This is a genomic window from Streptomyces sp. NPDC048606 (assembly GCF_040650855.1).
Lineage (GTDB): Bacteria > Actinomycetota > Actinomycetes > Streptomycetales > Streptomycetaceae > Streptomyces.
The window spans coordinates 241333-257598 of record NZ_JBEZIB010000004.1 but is presented as its reverse complement, the minus strand read 5'-3'; the positions used below and the strand labels follow the sequence as shown (position 1 = coordinate 257598).

Sequence of the window (16266 nt, the reverse complement as noted above, 5' to 3'; positions counted from 1 at the left end):
CCCGCCTGTGCTCACCGCCCCCCTCAAGGACCGGGCCGCGATATTCCGGGAGCGCCGCTTCGCGACGTTCTTCGCGGGTCACGCGGTCTCCAGCCTCGGCGACGCGGCCGTCCCCGTCGCGTTCGCGCTGGCCGCCTACCAGGTATCGGGGTCGGCCGGCGGACTCACGGCGGTGCTGCTCTCCCTGTGGGCGATCCGCTTCCTCCTCGTCGCCACCGGCGGCCGGCTCGCCGACCGATACGACCGGGTGAAGGTGATGATCGGCGCCGACGTGCTGCGGATCCTGGCCCAGGGCGCGCTCGCCGTCGTAGTGGTCAGTCCGCTGCCGCTGCAGACCTGGCACCTGTGCCTGTCCGCCGCCGTGTACGGGGCGGGCACGGCCCTCTACAACCCCGCGCAGATCGGTCTGACCCCCGAGCTGGTCCCCGAAGGCAAGCTCCACTGGGCCAACAGCCTGCTGTCCCTCCTCGCCGACGTGGGCTTCCTCCTCGGACCCGTGCTCGCCGGTGTCCTCATGAGCACGGTGGGCTTCTCCTGGGTGCTCTGGCTGGACGTGGCCTCGTTCGCCGTCAACCTCGGCTGTCTGATCCGACTCACCCGTCTGCACACCCCCGTCCGTCGGCGGCCGGAGCCGTCCGCGGAACCGGAGCACGGCACCGCCCCCGCGGACCGGGTGGACGAGGACGGCGACACCCGGTTCCGCGCCGCGCTCCCCGTCATGGCCCGCTATCCGTGGTTCTCCTTCGGCATGGCCCTGTGGTTCGTGGTATCCCTCAGCATCGGTCTGGCCGCCGTCGCCGGTCCGGTCATCGCCGTGGAGTCCCTCGGCGGCACGGGAGCCTGGTCCGTGCTCGCCACCTGCCTCGCCGCCGGTTCCCTCGTCGGCTCCCTGGCCGTCATGACGATGAACCCGCATCCGTGGAAGGCGGCGTCCGTCGTCGTGACCCTCGGTGTCGTCCTGCAGATGGCAGCCCTCACGCTGCGCGATGAACTGCCCACCGCGGTCATCGGCGCCGCCTTCGCCCTGGCCTCCCTGACCATCGCGGCCTGCGGCATCATCTGGGACACGACCTACCAGAGCGAGGTACCCGAACGGTTCCTCTCCCGGCTCGGCTCCGTGGACAACTTCGTCAACGCCGCCGGCGTCCCGGTCGGCATGCTCATCGGCGGCGTGTTCGCCGCCCACTACGACACCGTCTTCGCCGTCGTCGCCGTTCTCCTCGTCCTGTTGAGCGTTCCCGCCGCGCGCCTCGCCGGACAGACGAAGAAGGCGAACGCGTGAACCCCGACGCATCCGTCACACCCCCTGAACTCGTCGAGACCACCGCGGGCGACCGCATGCGCCGCACCCGGACCGCATTCATCACCACCAAGGACACCCCATGACCCGCATTCCCACCGTAACGCGGCTCGGCCGGGCACCCGACGGCCACGGATGGGCACGAGCAGTCGTCAACCACGGCACCGTCTGCGAGGTCCTCCAGCCCCGCGACGACGGCAGCCTCACCGCGCACACGGTCGGCTCGGCACCCTCCCTGCACGTCACCCCCGTCGCCGGTGACTGGGTCCGACTCGGCCACGACGGCCGCATCCACGCCGTCGCCCCCCGCACCACCACACTCGGCCGGGGTCAGAACTCCGGCCACGGACGCCAGGTCCTCGCGGCGAACGTCGAAACAGTCATGATCGTCGTCCCGCTGGAGGGCGGGCTGAACACCACCATGGTCGAACGCCTGAGCGTGATGGCCTGGGACAGCGGCGCCCACCCCGTCCTCGTCCTCACCAAGAGCGACACCACCGACGACGGCGGTGCCGAGGGCACGGCCACGGCCGAGCACCTCAGCCCCGGTGTCCCCGTGGTCCCCGTCAGCGTCCTCACCGGCGACGGACTCGACTTCCTGCGCGGCCACCTCACCCACGGCACCACCGCCGTCATGCTGGGTCCTTCCGGCGCGGGCAAGACCTCCCTGCTCAACGCCCTGGAAGGCACCTCCGAGGCGGTGGCCGCCCCCGGCCGCGCGGGTGGCCGCCACACCACCACCACACGCCGCCTCCACCTGTTGGCCGGCGGCGGGGTGCTTCTGGACATCCCCGGTATCCGCTCCCTGGACGTGGCGGCGGCGCAGGCATCGGTCGACGACGTCTTCACCGACATCGCCGCCCTGGCCGTCCACTGCCGGTACGGCGACTGCGGCCACGACGGCGACGGCGACTGCGCGGTCGAAGAGGCCGCCCGCACCGGAGCCTTGGACGCCGACCGCCTCGCCACCTGGCGCAAGCTCCAGGCGGAGATCGCCTACCACCGCCGTCGTGAGGATCCGGCGGAGATGGCCGACGTCCGCCGCCAGTGGAAGGCCGTCAGCAAACAGGCACGCCGCACCCCCCGTCGCGGCGGGCACCACTGACCGTGACAGTGCGGCCGGTGGCGGCCGTCGTTGCGTGGAGCCGGTTCAGGACGCGGCGCGAGAACACCGCGTGCATGGGCTCCACGAGTCGACCCGGCGCTTGTTTTCACGGCTGTGACGTGCGGAGCGGGTGCATAGGATCGCCGGCATGACACTGCGACCTGTCCTGGTGAACATAAAGGCTCTTGATGACTCGGCGGTCGGCCGGTTCTGGGCGGAGGCGCTGGGCTGGAGTGTTTCCGGCGAGGGGTCGGGCGCGACCGCCGCCAAGCCCGTCGGCTTCGACTGGCTGGACCCGGTCGGCGTATGCATCGACGTCATCGCCGTCCCCGAGCCCAAGACGGCGACCAAGAACCGTGTGCACGTCGATCTCGCCACCACCTCCGCCGCCCATCAAGCGGAGCTGGTCGCGCGCCTTTTGGGTCTCGGTGCGACGCCCACCGACGTGGGCCAGGGCGAGGTGCCGTGGACGGTCCTCGCCGACCCGGAGGGCAACGAGTTCTGCGTGCTGGAGCCTCGGGAGAGGTACCGCGACACCGGGCCGATCGCCCGGGTGGTGGTCGACTGCACGGATCCGCGGGCCATGGCCGGGTTCTGGGACGAGGCGGTGGACTGGACCCTGCACGAGGTGACGGACGACCATGCGGTGTGGCGCTCGGCCAAGGGGGTCGGCCCGTATCTCGAGTTCCTCCGCTCTCCCGATGTCAAGACCGTGCCGGACCGCGTCCATCTCGACCTGGTGCCGGACCCCGGTGACGACAAGGCGGCGGAGGTCGCCCGGCTGCGGGCCCTCGGCGCCGCCGACCTCGACGCCGGCCAGGGCGACGTCCCGTGGACCTGCCTCACCGACCCGGAGGGTCACGCGTTCTGCGTCCTCGCCCGGTCCTGACGCCGGGCATCACGCCGTGCAGCGCGGTGCGTCCTGCGGCCGCCTTTCATGATCATTACCCCGTCCCTATGCTGGCCCGGCACGGACGCGGTTCGATCAACAAGGGGGTCAGATGAGCAATGTGAGCGACAGCATTGCCGCGGAGTACAGCAACCTGGCGTGGCGGCACAGCAAGAAGGCCGGCGAGGCCTTCGAGAACTGGACGCTCCGCAAGAGCCAGGAGGACCACGCGGAGGCGATGCTCCACGCCCAGATGGCCACCATGTACGCGGGCATGGCCACCGCCACGAGACTGGGCAAGTAGCCCCGCACACAGCCGGGCCACACCGGCCGGCGGCCCGAGGTCGGGGCCTCTGCCCAACGGTGGGCAGAGGCCCCGGTGATCGGCGATACGGTCCGCGGTCGGGTGTCGACGCCTTGGCCCTGACCGCGACGGGCTGTTGCTCGCGGTCGTCCGGTTCCGCGCGCCGCGCGGTGGTTGGTTCCGCCCGGCCGGTGGACGCTGCTGCCGAACGCCCGGCTGGGACACCCCAGCCGGGCGTCGCCGACGGCCCTTCACTGCCCCACGAGAGGGGGCGTCCGGGTCAGGAGCTGATGGGCGTGGTGAGGATCGGAGTGTTGACCACCTTCGCGCAGATGGCGAAGACCTTCAGGGTTCCCGCGTTGGTGGTGTCCGTGTTCGTGGCGAACGCCCACCATGCCTCGCCGTTGATCGGCTGGGTCGAGTGCAGCAGGTACCGCTCGGCGTGCGAGTTTCCCGCGATCACGCTGGCGCCTCCACCGGTCCGGGTTTCACCGGCCGGGCAGGAGGCCGAGGCCGCGGCCCTGCCGGGGTAACCGCCGGAGGCGGCGGGGATGGTCACCGTGTTCTCGACGACGCGCACGATGTCGTCCGCCTGCGCCACGACGGCCGGCCCCATCACCATCGCCGCTGCCGAGGCGGCGACGAGAAGCTTCTTCAGCACGAGATGCCCTGCTTTCGCTTGGTGTCATAGGAGGCGTCACATCGGGGTGTGCGCCGCCACAGACGTATCGCGACACTTGAACGAACCTTCGGACGACATTTCGAAGCCCGCTCGGATGGCGCAAGTGATCCACTCCGACAGTCGCCCCCACCTGCCAACCCACCGCAGCACTCGGAACGCGGCCGTGCGCAGCCCATTTCACCCGGCTCGTCCCGTCCCCGCGTGGGACGGGGTCAACCGCCCGTCGGGATGGTCTTGAACTCGACGGGGCCGGTGCCCATGCGGAACTTGCCGTTGGAGTAGAGCGTCGGCCGCGCCTCGACGTTGCGTCCGCTGTACTGCTCCACGTGCCCGATCCGGACGCCCTCCTCGGCCGTGAAGTCGACCATGGCGATGGCCACCCAGTACGCCTGGGCCCGGGTGCTGAACAGGGGAACGGTGACCGTGGAGCCGCGGTTGTCCGTGACGACCACCCGCGCCCCGTACGACCGGAACGATCCGACGCCGTTCTCCACCGCGCTGTAGGCGCACAGCAGGACGTAGCCCTGGAGGTCGGGGCGGACGATGGAGACGGTCTCGCGCCCCGGTTGGCGGGCGTCGCCGTCCAGGGCGATGAACGGCGGGCCGACGAGCGAGCCGAGGCGGCGGTAGTACACGGTCAGGTCGGAGGCCTTCGGCCGCTGCCCCCGCGCGGTCACGAGGTGCCTCGGGACCGACAGGGCGTACAGGTCGAGGTCCGCGCCGGCCTGCCGGCGCCGGGCGCTCCCGCCGTCCCATTCGAGGGTCGCGGTGACGACGACGCGGGGATCGTCCTTGCGCAGCGAGAGCACGTCCGTGCCGGACTTGGTGAGGACGACGTGCCGCGCGGCGGGGGTTGGCGGGGCGACCGGCCGGGCCGGGGCCGGGATCCGTACGGGTGCGGGCACGACGGTCGGGGCGGGTGTGGCAGGTGTGACGGTAGGGGCGGGTGTGGCCGCTGCGCCAGGTGTGACGGTCGGGGCCGGGCCGGGGTCGTCGACGACCACGCCGAAGTCCGTCGCGAGGCCGGCGAGGCCGGTGGCCCAGCCCTGGCCCACGGCCCGCACCTTCCACGCGCCCGCCCGCCGGTACAACTCGACCACCAGGGCCGCCGTCTCCCCGCTCACCAGCGGCGGCGGCTCGAAGACGATCCGCGTACCGCCGCACTCGACCGCGGCCCGCGGCGTGCTCCTCGCGTCGAAGGAGGCCCGTCCGTCCACGCCGGCATCGAGCGCGGCGACGATCGCGACGCGCTCGACCGACGCGGGGACCGCGACCAGGTCCACCGTGATCGTCGCGTCCGCCAGCTCGACCCCGCTCTCCACCGGATGGTTGAAGAAGACCAGGTCGTGGTCCGCGCGCACCCTGCCGTCGGCTCCGAGCAGCACGGCGCACACGTCGATCTCCGCGCCGGGCGCCGCCAGCCGGACCCGGCACGAGGACGCGGGCAGTGGGGCGTTGGCGCCCTTGGCGAGTCTGATGTCCATCGGTGGCCTTTCGTCGTGTTCCTGCGGGGCGGCCCCGTCCGCGGGTACCCACCCCGTGCGTGCGATCAGCGTCCGGTGGCGATGAAGCCCGCCCAGGCGCTCAGGTCGTCGGGCACGATGCGCGGCAGCAGCCGCGCCAGCCCGTCGGGCGCGTGCGGCGGCAGTGCCCGGCCCGGGTCCGCCATCCACCGCTGCGCCAGCCTCAGGGCCTCGGCGGGTTCGCGTCCCTCGGCCCGCAGGTAGTGGTGGGTCATGAACATCAGCAGCGAGGTGGCCTCGTCGGGCACCGGCCACAGCGAGCCGACCACCGACCGGGCGCCGGCCGTCAGGAACGCCGTGGCGAGGGTGTAGGCCTCGTTGGTGCCGCGCCCGGAGACGTGGCTGCGGCAGGCCGCCAGCACCACCAGGTCCGGGTGGCCGTCGTCCGCGTCGCCGTCGACGGCCTCCGTCAGTTCCTCGGCCGCCAGGTGCCCGCCGTGCAGCAGGAGTGCCGCGCTGTGGCGTGCGTTCTCCACCACCGTGGCGTGGCAGGCCAGGTGCAGCGTGCCGCCCCGGCCGTCGCCGGACCGCAGCCAGGCGAGCACCTCCTGCGGACGGCCCGTCCCGGTGGGCGTCGTGGCGCCGCTGGTACCGGCGCGGCCGAGGAAGGCGGCCCGCGGGTAGTAGGCCTCGCGCACGGCCACCGCCTCGCGGCCGGCGAAGGGCAGGTCTCCGGTCGGATCGCCGACGATGAGCGCCGCGTCCGTGCGGGGCCGTGCCGGGCGTTCGGCCACCTCGCACAGCAGTCGGGCGGAGGCGGTGTAGGTGAACTCCGCCGTGTCCAGCGCGTAGTGGCGCCCGCCGCCGGCCTCGGCGCTCCGGGCGGCGTGCCACGGGACGGCCGACAGGTCGCCCATGGGCACGAGGACCAGGCGGGGCGCCCGGCCGGCCGGCGCGACCCGTACGTCCTGCCGCAGTCCGTGCGCCAAGGGGTCCGCCACCGCCCGCCAGGCCCAGTCGCACACCCCGTCGAGCCGCTGGGACAGCGGCCGCACGGGCTGGGGGACGGGGGCACCCGGACCGGCGCCCACGTCCCGCCGCGACCGCCCGGTGGCGAGGGAGGCGAGGCGGTCGAACGCGGCGACCGGGTCGAAGCCGGTGCCCCACCCCGGTCCGCCCGCTTCCGGCGCGGCGGCGGTACCCCGCGCACGGCGGACCGGCCCGTCCTGTGGCCGGGCGAGGAGCTGACGCATCGGCTCCGCGTCCTCGCGCAGCAGGGGCAGCGGTACGACGCCGGTCCGGCCGTCGGCCGTCACCACCAGCGCGGCCCCGGCGTCCTCGCCGACGGTTCCCGCCGGCCCGGCGGGAAGCAGGTAGACCAGGGCGTCGCGCCCGAGCGTCCGCAGGGCGGCGGCCGTACGAGGTACGCCCGGCGGGGAGAGCAGCCGGTCGGCCGCGCCGCCGTCCAGGGCCGACAGGACGTCCAGGACCTCGCGGCGCAGGGCGCTCGGCGGGGCGCCGGCCGCGAGCGCCCGTGCCCAGCGCTCCGCCAGCGGGCCGTACCCGGCGTCCGTCAGGCGTCGTTCCGCGGTCCGGGCCGTCGTCGCCGCGTGCAGGACGAGGCCGCGGCAGGCGTCGAGCGTGGCGGCGGCCTCGGCCGGCTGCCCGTCGGCCAGGCACCAGTGGGCCACGGTCGTCGCGGTGCCGCTCGCCCAGGCCGCGGCCGTCGCGGCGTCGGCCGTACCGGACTGGAGGAGCACGCCGTACGCGGTGGCCCGCAGCGCGTCCGCGGCGATGCTCCGGGCGGCCTGTCGATCGCCCCGGGCCCGGTCGTCGCGCAGGCGCAGCGACTTGGCGAGCAGGAATCCGATGCGGGCGCGCAGCGGGTGCTCGGGGCCCCTGGTCTCCCGGTACGTCTCTTCCAGGGCCCTGATGGCCTCGTCCAGCCGCCGGCGCCGCGACCAGGCACGACCGAGGACCGCTTCGGCGCAGCCGGCGAAGCCGAGGAGCGTGCCGGTCATGAGCCACAGGTCGTCACCGCGGACGGCCAGGTCCCGGGCTGCGCCCAGCAGGACGGCGGCGTCGCGCAGGGCGGTGCGGTCCTCGCGGTCCTGGGCCCGGGCCAGGCGGGCGGCGCCCATCATGCCCAGCAGCGCGGCGCGTTGCGGCGGCGGCAGGTCCGTCGTGGAGCGGACGAGCTCGTGCGCGGCGACCTCGTGGCCCACCGGTGCGGCGGCGGTCCGATCCAACCCGGGCCGCAGGGCCGCCCACCCCGGGTGATCGGGATCCAGACCGAAGTCCTCGGGGCGCAGGGCGGCGAGCGCCACGTCCCGCCCGTCGGCGGGTCCCGAGATCAAAAAGGTCGAGAGAACGGAGAAGGTGCGCCTCAGCGGAGCGAGGTCGGGCAGGCCCTCGCGTTCGGCCTCGGTCATCGCCTCCATGCGCCGGATCGTGTCCCGCAGCGCCCGCATGCCCGCCAGGACCTCGTCGTGGCCGCCGTTCATCACGCCGTGGAGGATCCTGAGGACGGCCCCCAGGCCGACTATGGCGTCCGGGTGCCCCGCCGCCGCCGGGCCCGCGCCGGGGGCGTCGGCCAGGTTCGCCGCCACGGCGGCCGCCTCGACCGCGCGGCCCAGGAGCGGACCGGCGCGAAGGGCCCCGTAGTGTGCCTGCGCGACGCTGACGGCCATGCCCGCGATCCGGGGGTCGGCGGGCCCGCTCTCGACGGTGTCCAGCAGTGCCTGGCGGAGATCGGGGGTGAGCCGCTTGCGTTCGGGGTCGAGCACGGGGGTGTGCCGCAGCAGGAACATCGCGTGCGCGACGTGGTCCCTGTCGCGGCCGGCCCCCTGCCGCCAGTGGCGCAGCAGTTCCTCGAAGGTCTCGGTGGGGCCGACGAGCCGGTCGACGGTCGCGGTCCAGTGCCTCGCGGCCGTCGGCGTGTCCGCGCCGGTCGCCGCGGCCGTCTCCGCTCGGAAGGCGGCCGCGTCGCGATCGGCGGGGTTCCCCCCGCCGTCGATGAGCTGCGCCCGGACGACGGCGCGTATGAGCAGCGCCGACAGGAGCGGATTGGGGTCCTCGGTCCGGTCGAGGACGACGGCGGCGGCCCGGGCGGCGGCCAGCAGCTCCGCCGGCCGGTCGCCGGACAGGTCCAGGCGGTACGACGCCAGCTTCAGGTACGGGACGTGCGCGGGGCCGTGTTCCGGAAGCCAGGCGTCGGCGGCCCGCTCCATCAGCCGCAGGGCCCGTGCCCGCTCCGCCGCGTCCGTGTCGCGGGTGGGGAGGTCGAGGAGGAACCAGGCCAGTGCGAGGAGGACGTTCGGGACGGCCGTGCCGAGGTGGGCGGGGGAAGCGGTGACGGCTCGGACGCGGGACGCCAGTGCGTCCGTCGGGCCGACGGACCCGTCCGTCCTCCAGGCCTGCACCGCGGAGCAGACGGCCAGGGTCTCGGCCCGCTCCGCGCGGTCGGCCCAGAAGGCCTCCTCCTCGGGCTCCGGAGCCGTCGCGGAGGCGGCCTGTCGGGTCCTGGCCGCCCGGCCCGACTCGGTGAAGGCGGTTTCCGCCTCGCGGAACAGGGCGGCGTCGCAGGTGAGTACCGCCTGGTCGAAGAGGGCGAACCCCCGGCCGCCCGCGAGCAGCGTCACGTCGACGGCGTCCGCGTCCCGCGCCTGCTCGGCGGCCGCCTGGGCCTCGGCGAAGTGGCGGGCGCCCTCGGCGAGGCCGGCGGCGTCGCCGTCCGCCGAGGCCCCTTCGTACAGCAGCCGGGCCAGGGCCTCCCGCGTCGCCGCGAGGTCCGCCGGTGCCAAGGCGGGTTGGCCGGCTGCGCCCTCTCCGCCCTCTTCGCTCTCCAGAAGCTCCGTGTAGCCCGCGACGGCCCGTGCGTGGTCGGCGGGCTCGCCCGTGAGCGACCACCGCAGGGCGGCGATCTCGGGCAGGCGCAGACGTGCCCACCGGGCCGCTTCGGCGTCGGCGGTGCCCGGTGGGAGGCCGGCGACGACGGCCACCAGCGTCTCGGCGCGGTCCACGGTCGCCGGCGTCGGGTGTTCGTCGTCCCCGAGGAGCAGTTGGGCCAGGCGCAGGTGGCCGCGGGCGCGCAGTTCCGCGGGCCCGCCGTCCGCCGCAAGGCCCCGCTCCAGCGCCGCCCGACCCAGTTCACGGTCGTACGGGGCCTGTTCGGGGTCCGCGTCGTCCGCGACCCGCTCGGCGCAGAACACGCCGAGCAGCAGCCAGGCGCCGGCCGCCTCCGGGGACCCGGGGGCGGCCTGGTGCGCCTCCCCCAGCAGGAGGTCGCGGTCCCAGCGGGAGGCGTCGTACCACCGGCTCTCCCACGGGGGCGGCAGCGGGTGCGCGGGATCGAAGCGGGGGTGGCGGGAGCCGGTCATCGGGAGTTCCCCTCAGGGTGCTTCGTCCGGGTGCGGGGCGCTGGGGTACGGGGGCCGGGGTGCGGTGGCGTCCCGGTCAGGGACGCAGGACCACGCCGTGCCGGGTCGTCAGCCGGTGGACCTCCCACCACGTCACGGCGGTGACCGTGAGCGGGCCGCCGAACACGAACAGCAGGGCGAGCGGCACGGGTCCGGGCGGCAGGCCCGCGGTCAGGAGGCCGACGGGCACGAACTCCCACACCAGGAGGGCGGTGAGCAGACCGGGCAGGGCCTTGTGGATCTGGCCGGTCCCGAAGCCGGCGCGCACGACGACGGTCGAGGAGAACAACGTGAACGCCACGGCCCACACCAGCATGGCCAGCAACGCGACACCGACGAAGAAGCCGATGAACGGGCTGCTTTCCCCCAGGGTGTTCGGCAGCGGCACGGTCACCAGTGCGAGCAGCGGTACGGACGTCAGCGCGCCCACGTACTTCGCCAAGGTGATCAGCGGGACCCGCAGCGTGCTCCGCATCCGGGCGTGCTCGCTCACGGACGCCCATCTCATGAGCAGGAAGACGAGCAGCGGGGCGGTGAGCGCCAGCAGCCACGGCGCGATCATCATGCGTACGGCGCTGCCCGCCACGGCGTCCTCGATGTCGTTCTGCGCCCCGTAGGCGAGGAGGAAGACGGACGAGGCCAGCACCGCGAGGACCGCGCGCGCCTTCTTCACCCGTGACAGTGGAGGGTCGAGGACCGGATCGTGGTCCAGGCGGAAGACGCGGTGGGCGCGGTTGCGCGCGGACCGGACCAGCTCGTACAGGAGCACGAGGAGGAGCCCTCCCGGCGTCAGCACGACGAGGATGCTGACGCAGCCGTTCGCGGACCCCGCGAGTTGTCGCACCGACCGCCACTCGCGGTGGCCCTGCGGTTCCTCCGGCGCGGCGGCCGGACCCCAACCCTCGGGGTTCTGCTGGCCGTTGCTCCAGCCCTGGGCGGGGTAGGGGTCCGGCTGTCCCCAACCCTGGGCGGGGTACTGGGGCGCCGGCTGCCCCCAGACCTGCCCGGGCTGCGGCCCGGGGCCCCAGGGCTGCGGCTGGCCGGGTATGGCCCCGTGGCCGTACGGACCGCCGGGGTTGCCCGGCGGTGTCGCGTTCGGAGTGGTGTCGGTCATGGTGTCCCCCTTGCGCCGGAGACCTCCGAGAGGGCGGCGCGGTGCTACGGAACGGATCAGGCGGAGGCATCCGGGCGACGGCGCGGTGTACGGCCGTACGGGCGGGTGCGCAGAGACGTGCTGTACGTGTGCGGTACGAGGGCGTGCGGTACGAAGGCGTGCGCTGGCACGCCGGGTGACGGTGACGTGCGTGCCCGAACGCCGTCACGGCCCGGCCCCCGAGCCCGCGGGCCGGACGGGTGCCGACCCCAAGTGAACCCCAACCCGCCCCGTTCGGGGGCCGTTTCACCGTCTACGCCCCGAAGACAACCCGGATTCGCCCTACGGGCGACCCACCCTCTCTGCCAGGCTTGCCGCATGCCAACGGTCAACTGCCTCCTCGTGGGCATCGACGCCTACCCCACCCACCCCCTGACGGGCTGCCGCAACGACATCGCGTCCGCCGAGCGATGGCTCCGGTCGCTCGGGGACCCCGCGGTGAACATCCGCGTGCTCACCGACGCCGAGGCCCACCGGTCGGCCTTCGTCGAGGCGATCACCACCCATCTGGGCGCGGCCGGCCCCGGGGACACCGCCCTGCTGTGGTTCAGCGGGCACGGCTCCGACAAGCCGACCAAGGATCCACGGGAGGCCACCGGCCGGGCACAGGCACTCGTCTGCCACGACAGCCTCGACGACGACGGCCTGCCCCTGGCCGACGACCAGCTGGGCGCGCTGCTGGACGGGATCGCGGCGAGCGGTGCGCACGTCGTGGCCGTCCTCGACTGCTGCTACTCGGGCGGGGCGACCCGCAAGGGCCTCGGGGCCCGTGGTCTGCCCTGGCAGCCGTCGTGGGACCGGGTCGCCGGCCGCGGCACCGAGAGGTCGGCCCCGGGCCTGGCCGTCGGCACGCGCCGGCACGTCCTGCTGGCGGCGAGCCGCCTCGACGAACTCGCCTACGAGACCCGCGTCCCGGACCCGGCCATGGATCCGTACGCGGACCCGTACGCGGACCCGTACCCCGACTCGTACACACCGACGGAGGCCTCGGCCTCCCCCGTCGAACCGGGCAGCAGCCACGGGGTCTTCAGCGCGGCGCTGTTGGAGGTCCTCGCCGACCTGGGCCCGGGCGCGTCGTGCCGCGAGCTCCTCGACCTGGCGACGGGGCGGATGCTCGGCAGGCCCGAACGGCAGCACCCCACCCTCCACGGCCGGGGCGACCTCGGGTTCCTGCACGGCGGGCACGTGCCCGCGTCGCGCTTCCGGCTGGGCTTCGCCCACGGGTCCTGGTCGGTCAACTGCGGTTCCGTGCACGGAATGCAGACGGTGGGCGGGGAGTTCACCGTACGGACTCCGTCGGGCGGGGCCGGGACCGTCGTGGTGCGCGAGGTGTTCCCCGAGCGGTCCCGGGTGGAACCGCTGGACGGCCTGGCCGGGGTGTTGGACCGCACCCGCCTCACGCCGGTCGTACCCTCCGCCATGGCCTTCCGCCCCGCTGCCGTCACGGTGGCCGGAGGCGGCGCCTGGACGGATCCGCTCAGGTCCGCGATCGAGGACCATCCGCTGCTGTCGACGGGCGGCGACGGGACGCCGCTGACCGTGACCGTCGCGGACGGGGCGGCCCGGGTCACCGGCGGCGTCCGCCCGCTGCCGCCGCTACCGCTGCGCGGCGACGGCGACGTGGCGGGCGTCGTCAACGCCCTGTCACACCTGGCGCACTGGCACCGCGTACGCACCCTCGCGAACCCCGACCCGCTGCTGTCCGAGCTCGTCCACCTCCGGGTGGAGCCGCTCCTCGGCGCCCAGCACGTCTCGGCCACCGGCGAGCTGACGCACGAGTACACCCCCCAGGGGCAGCCGCCGCAGGTCCGCATCACGATCCACAACGCTTCGGACCGCAAGCTCTGGTGCACCCTGCTGGACCTGACGGACAGCCACGGCATCTCGAACGGGCTCTACCCGGGCGACTTCGTGGCACCCGGCCACACGGCGTACGCCCGCAGGAGCGCCCCCACCGTGCTGTACCTGCCCGGCGACCGCCCGGTGCGGCCGGGCGCGTACGTTCAGGACTGGCTGAAACTCATCGTCTGCGAAACCGAGTTCGACCTCGACCCCCTCCTGCTCCCCGCCTGGTCCACCGACAACGCGGGGCGTGCGACGCGCGGGGCGTCCGCACCGCTCCTGCGCCTCGACGCCCTCGCGATCGACCGCGACTTGGGCGGTCCCCCCGCGGCCGGCGAGTGGGGCACGTCCATGCTGGCCCTGCGCGCCGTGGTCCCGGGCCCGGGACGACGCTGAGGGCGGGCGTCCGGGAATCCCCGCGCGGGCACGCGCGCCAGGCGACGCCCGCGCGGGTCAGAACACGCTCCGCGACGTGGACACGGCGGGAGCGACCCTGGCTCCGTATCCGGAGAGCACCTGGTTCAGCCAGTGCTCTCCCTCCGGCGTCCCGAAGTCGATCGGCGGGGCCGCGTCCGCCTCCAGCGGCTTCGCCGGGCAGCGGTCCTCGAACAGCACCGTCGCCCGGTCGGCCGGCTCCCGCTTCGACGGCCACACGAAGCCCGCCGCCCAGGGCTGCGTCCGCTCCCTGATCCACCGGGCCCAGTCACGGGTCTGCGGGTACTCGGGGGGTTCGGCGTGGATCAGCCAGGAGTCCTGGCCGACGGCCGCGAGGTCGGCGCCCGACATCAGCGACAGCACCTCGATCTCCTCGGTCAGCCGCAGGAAGGACAGGCTCCGACGGGCCACCGCCGCCCTCGGCAGGAGACGGAGCCCGCCGTCGGGGCGGAAGGGCACCGACCGCAGCAGCACCTCGCTCACGGCGGCGCCCACGCCGAACCCCGCGTAGAGGAATCCGAAGGGGGCGCGGGCGGTGGCGTCGAACCGGCCGCCGCCGTAGAGCTCGTGCGCCGGAACGGGGTTGAAGGCCGTACCGGGACGGCGCGAGGAGTGCACCCGGTACAGCGGGGTCCCGGCCGGGAGGACCGCCTGGCGCGGAACGCCCGGCAGGGTGGCGGGCGGCGGCTGGTTCGGCACGTCAGTCCTCCTCGCCCGCGCCGGCGGCCTCACGGCCCGCCGTCCACAGCACGGCGTCGTGACCGGTCCCGAGCAATGCCGACGGGGGCCGCCCCCACCAGGTGTGCTCGGAGACCCACCAGTCGGCCGTGCCCCACGGGTCCTCGGCCGAGCCGAGCAGGGCATTGATCCGGGCGACGATGTCCCAGGGGTCGGCGCCCGACTCGAACTGGAACGCCGGGTAGCGTCGCCTGCCCCGTGCGTCGGACAGGGCGATCAGGTCCCGGCGGGCCGGATCGCCGCCCGCCCGCACCACCTCCGCCTCGGACAACGCCGGCACGCCGAGCAGTCGTTCGCGTACCGGTCCGAGCCGGGGTCCCACCATGGGGTTGCCGTCGATGACGAGCATGCACAGGTCAGCGGCGTCGAACCCGGCCGCGACCTGGGCCTGCGCCTGTGCCTGGGCCTGCGCTCCGGCGTACCGGGCCGGGTCGGTGTCGTGGCGCAGGCGCTCCGCCTCGTCCTCGGGCAGGGCGTCGAGCACCGCCCGTACGGCGCGCCCGAGGACCTCCTCGCGCGCCGCGGCCCCGGCCTCCCCCTCTTGCGCGCGGAGCCGGCCCAGCAGCACCGCGAGTTCGTCCCTCGCGGACCGCGGGAGCCGCGGCGCCAGACGGTCCCACCGTGCGGCGAACACGCCCAGCATGTCGGGTGGACTCACCATGTCCCCTCCACCAGCTCGTCGCACCGGTACGCGGCCGGGTCCCCGGCCCCCTCCACCCGGCGGCCGTCCAGCACCCGCAGCAGCGTCCCCGCGACCGCGGGCCGCCGCATGACGAGGTGCACCTCGCGCCCGGCGCCGACGGCGGCGGCGAGCGCCGGCCACAGGGCGCTCACGCTCTCCTGCACGGGCAGTCCCCCGCGCCCGGCGCCCAGCAGGGCGAAGCAGACCGAGCGCAGCGGCGGATCGAAGAGCGGAGCTTCCCGTGCCATCAGGGCCAGGGCGCCGGAGGCGGCGGCCGCGATGTCGCGGGGCAGGACGTCGTAGTCGTTCGAGCCGGTACGCGGAATCGCCACCGCCGCGTGGTAGACGCGGCGTACGCCCTGCCCGGCCAGGGCTCCGGCGGTCGTGGGGACGACGGTGCCCGCCGCCACCGTTCCGTGCGTCAGGCCGTGTCGCCCGCGCCAGGCGGTCAGCCCTTCCTGGAGCGGATCCTGGAGAACGGCCCCCGACGCGTCCCGGACCTCCGCCGCCCGGCGCAGGGCGGCGGCGACCGAGGCCTTGTACGGGCCCGGCAGGTGCAGGTGGGTGTTGGTCGGCGCCACGACCACGTCCACCCCGCGCAGCAGCTCCACGGGGTGGACGTGCAGGACCACCCGCGCGTAACGCCCCGCGCCGCGCAGTTCGACCCGCTGGTGCTGGAGGTCCGGAGCGGGCAGCGGGGCGGCCCGCTCGGCGGGCGTACCGGGGCGTGCGGCCGCGCCGTTCGCGGCGATCCAGCACACCTGTTCGGCCACCTGGTTCAGGACCAGGCCCTCCTGGAACTTGCGGAACCGCTCGGTGCTCACCCCGTAGACCCCCGCCGCGAGCCGGCGTCGGTCGGCGGCGGCCCGGCCGCGCATGGCCGTCGTGAGCCCGAGCGAGTACTCGGCGGCCTGTCGGAGCTCTCCCTCGCCGAGCAGTTCGACGGCCGTCCGCAGCATCCGCTCCACGGCCATCGGCCAGGCGACGGGGGCCGGTTCCGCGACACCGGCCGCGACCCGGCGCAGCAGCGGGACGTCGAGGTGGCTCAGCCGCGTCACGCCCTCGCGTCGGACGACCTTGATCTCGGCCAGCACCGACGCAGGGTCGAGCGGCTCCTCGGTCGGCCATGACATGCCGACCATCGTGGCACAGCCCCGCGCCCGGTACCCCGCACTTCCCCGTTCTCGACCTGGCCCCCGAGCCCTGTGCGCAACGGGCAATGGGCGCTGATCAAGCCGGTGATCCCGGCCGGGAA

Annotated in this window: 12 protein-coding genes; 5 read left to right on the top strand and 7 right to left on the bottom strand. The window is 74.6% G+C overall.

Annotation, left to right across the window (positions count from 1 at the left end):
* The first annotated feature begins 7 nt into the window (after positions 1-7).
* The 4 genes from AB0D01_RS06925 (at position 8) to AB0D01_RS06910 (ending at position 3598) form a co-directional block, all read left to right on the top strand.
* Positions 8-1282, top strand: a complete 1275-nt coding sequence (locus AB0D01_RS06925; RefSeq protein WP_363053989.1) for an MFS transporter — start codon at positions 8-10, stop codon at positions 1280-1282.
* Positions 1283-1382: 100 nt separating this feature from the next.
* Entirely contained in the window at positions 1383-2405 is a 1023-nt protein-coding gene (rsgA, locus tag AB0D01_RS06920) for a ribosome small subunit-dependent GTPase A (protein WP_363053988.1), read from the top strand.
* A gap of 148 nt (positions 2406-2553) precedes the next feature.
* Positions 2554-3294: a VOC family protein gene (locus tag AB0D01_RS06915; protein ID WP_363053987.1), complete on the top strand. Its 741-nt coding sequence runs from the start codon at positions 2554-2556 to the stop codon at positions 3292-3294.
* A 112-nt stretch (positions 3295-3406) separates the two neighbouring features.
* Entirely contained in the window at positions 3407-3598 is a 192-nt protein-coding gene (locus AB0D01_RS06910; RefSeq protein ID WP_363053986.1) for a hypothetical protein, read from the top strand.
* Positions 3599-3878: 280 nt separating this feature from the next.
* On the opposite strand, the gene AB0D01_RS06905 is transcribed toward AB0D01_RS06910, so the two are convergent.
* The 4 genes from AB0D01_RS06905 to AB0D01_RS06890 form a co-directional block, all read right to left on the bottom strand.
* Positions 3879-4259: a hypothetical protein gene (locus tag AB0D01_RS06905; protein WP_363053985.1), complete on the bottom strand. Its 381-nt coding sequence runs from the start codon at positions 4257-4259 to the stop codon at positions 3879-3881.
* Between the two features lie 233 nt (positions 4260-4492).
* The gene (locus AB0D01_RS06900; RefSeq protein WP_363053984.1) at positions 4493-5764 is read right to left on the bottom strand and encodes a TerD family protein; all 1272 of its coding nucleotides are present in this window, start codon (positions 5762-5764) and stop codon (positions 4493-4495) included.
* 65 nt (positions 5765-5829) lie between these two features.
* Positions 5830-10122, bottom strand: coding sequence for a CHAT domain-containing protein (locus tag AB0D01_RS06895; RefSeq protein ID WP_363053983.1), 4293 nt, complete (start codon positions 10120-10122; stop codon positions 5830-5832).
* 76 nt (positions 10123-10198) lie between these two features.
* A complete protein-coding gene (locus AB0D01_RS06890; protein WP_363053981.1) occupies positions 10199-11275 on the bottom strand; it encodes a hypothetical protein in 1077 nt (358 codons plus the stop codon).
* A gap of 357 nt (positions 11276-11632) precedes the next feature.
* Between AB0D01_RS06890 and AB0D01_RS06885 the strand changes: the two genes are divergently transcribed.
* Positions 11633-13552, top strand: a complete 1920-nt coding sequence (locus tag AB0D01_RS06885) for a caspase family protein (protein WP_363053980.1) — start codon at positions 11633-11635, stop codon at positions 13550-13552.
* 57 nt (positions 13553-13609) lie between these two features.
* Here the strand turns inward: AB0D01_RS06885 and AB0D01_RS06880 are convergent, their stop codons facing one another.
* The 3 genes from AB0D01_RS06880 to AB0D01_RS06870 are packed head-to-tail and all read right to left on the bottom strand — an operon-like array spanning position 13610 to position 16144.
* Complete coding sequence (locus AB0D01_RS06880) at positions 13610-14290, bottom strand: RES family NAD+ phosphorylase (RefSeq protein WP_363053979.1); 681 nt, start codon at positions 14288-14290, stop codon at positions 13610-13612.
* A gap of 1 nt (position 14291) precedes the next feature.
* Positions 14292-14990 (bottom strand): hypothetical protein, encoded by a 699-nt coding sequence (locus AB0D01_RS06875; RefSeq protein WP_363053978.1) that lies wholly within the window; start codon positions 14988-14990, stop codon positions 14292-14294.
* A complete protein-coding gene (locus tag AB0D01_RS06870) occupies positions 14984-16144 on the bottom strand; it encodes a hypothetical protein (protein ID WP_363053977.1) in 1161 nt (386 codons plus the stop codon). Before AB0D01_RS06870 ends, AB0D01_RS06875 begins: the two co-directional genes overlap by 7 nt.
* Positions 16145-16266 lie beyond the last annotated feature (122 nt).

Excerpts from the sequence above, each read along its gene's own strand:
- AB0D01_RS06870 (WP_363053977.1), bottom strand. The coding sequence starts at position 16,144 with ATGTCATGGCCGACCGAGGAGCCGCTCGACCCTGCGTCGGTGCTGGCC.
- AB0D01_RS06890 (WP_363053981.1), bottom strand. The coding sequence starts at position 11,275 with ATGACCGACACCACTCCGAACGCGACACCGCCGGGCAACCCCGGCGGT.
- AB0D01_RS06875 (WP_363053978.1), bottom strand. The coding sequence starts at position 14,990 with ATGGTGAGTCCACCCGACATGCTGGGCGTGTTCGCCGCACGGTGGGAC.
- AB0D01_RS06915 (WP_363053987.1), top strand. The coding sequence starts at position 2,554 with ATGACACTGCGACCTGTCCTGGTGAACATAAAGGCTCTTGATGACTCG.
- AB0D01_RS06885 (WP_363053980.1), top strand. The coding sequence starts at position 11,633 with ATGCCAACGGTCAACTGCCTCCTCGTGGGCATCGACGCCTACCCCACC.
- rsgA (WP_363053988.1), top strand. The coding sequence starts at position 1,383 with ATGACCCGCATTCCCACCGTAACGCGGCTCGGCCGGGCACCCGACGGC.
- AB0D01_RS06910 (WP_363053986.1), top strand. The coding sequence starts at position 3,407 with ATGAGCAATGTGAGCGACAGCATTGCCGCGGAGTACAGCAACCTGGCG.
- AB0D01_RS06895 (WP_363053983.1), bottom strand. The coding sequence starts at position 10,122 with ATGACCGGCTCCCGCCACCCCCGCTTCGATCCCGCGCACCCGCTGCCG.
- AB0D01_RS06900 (WP_363053984.1), bottom strand. The coding sequence starts at position 5,764 with ATGGACATCAGACTCGCCAAGGGCGCCAACGCCCCACTGCCCGCGTCC.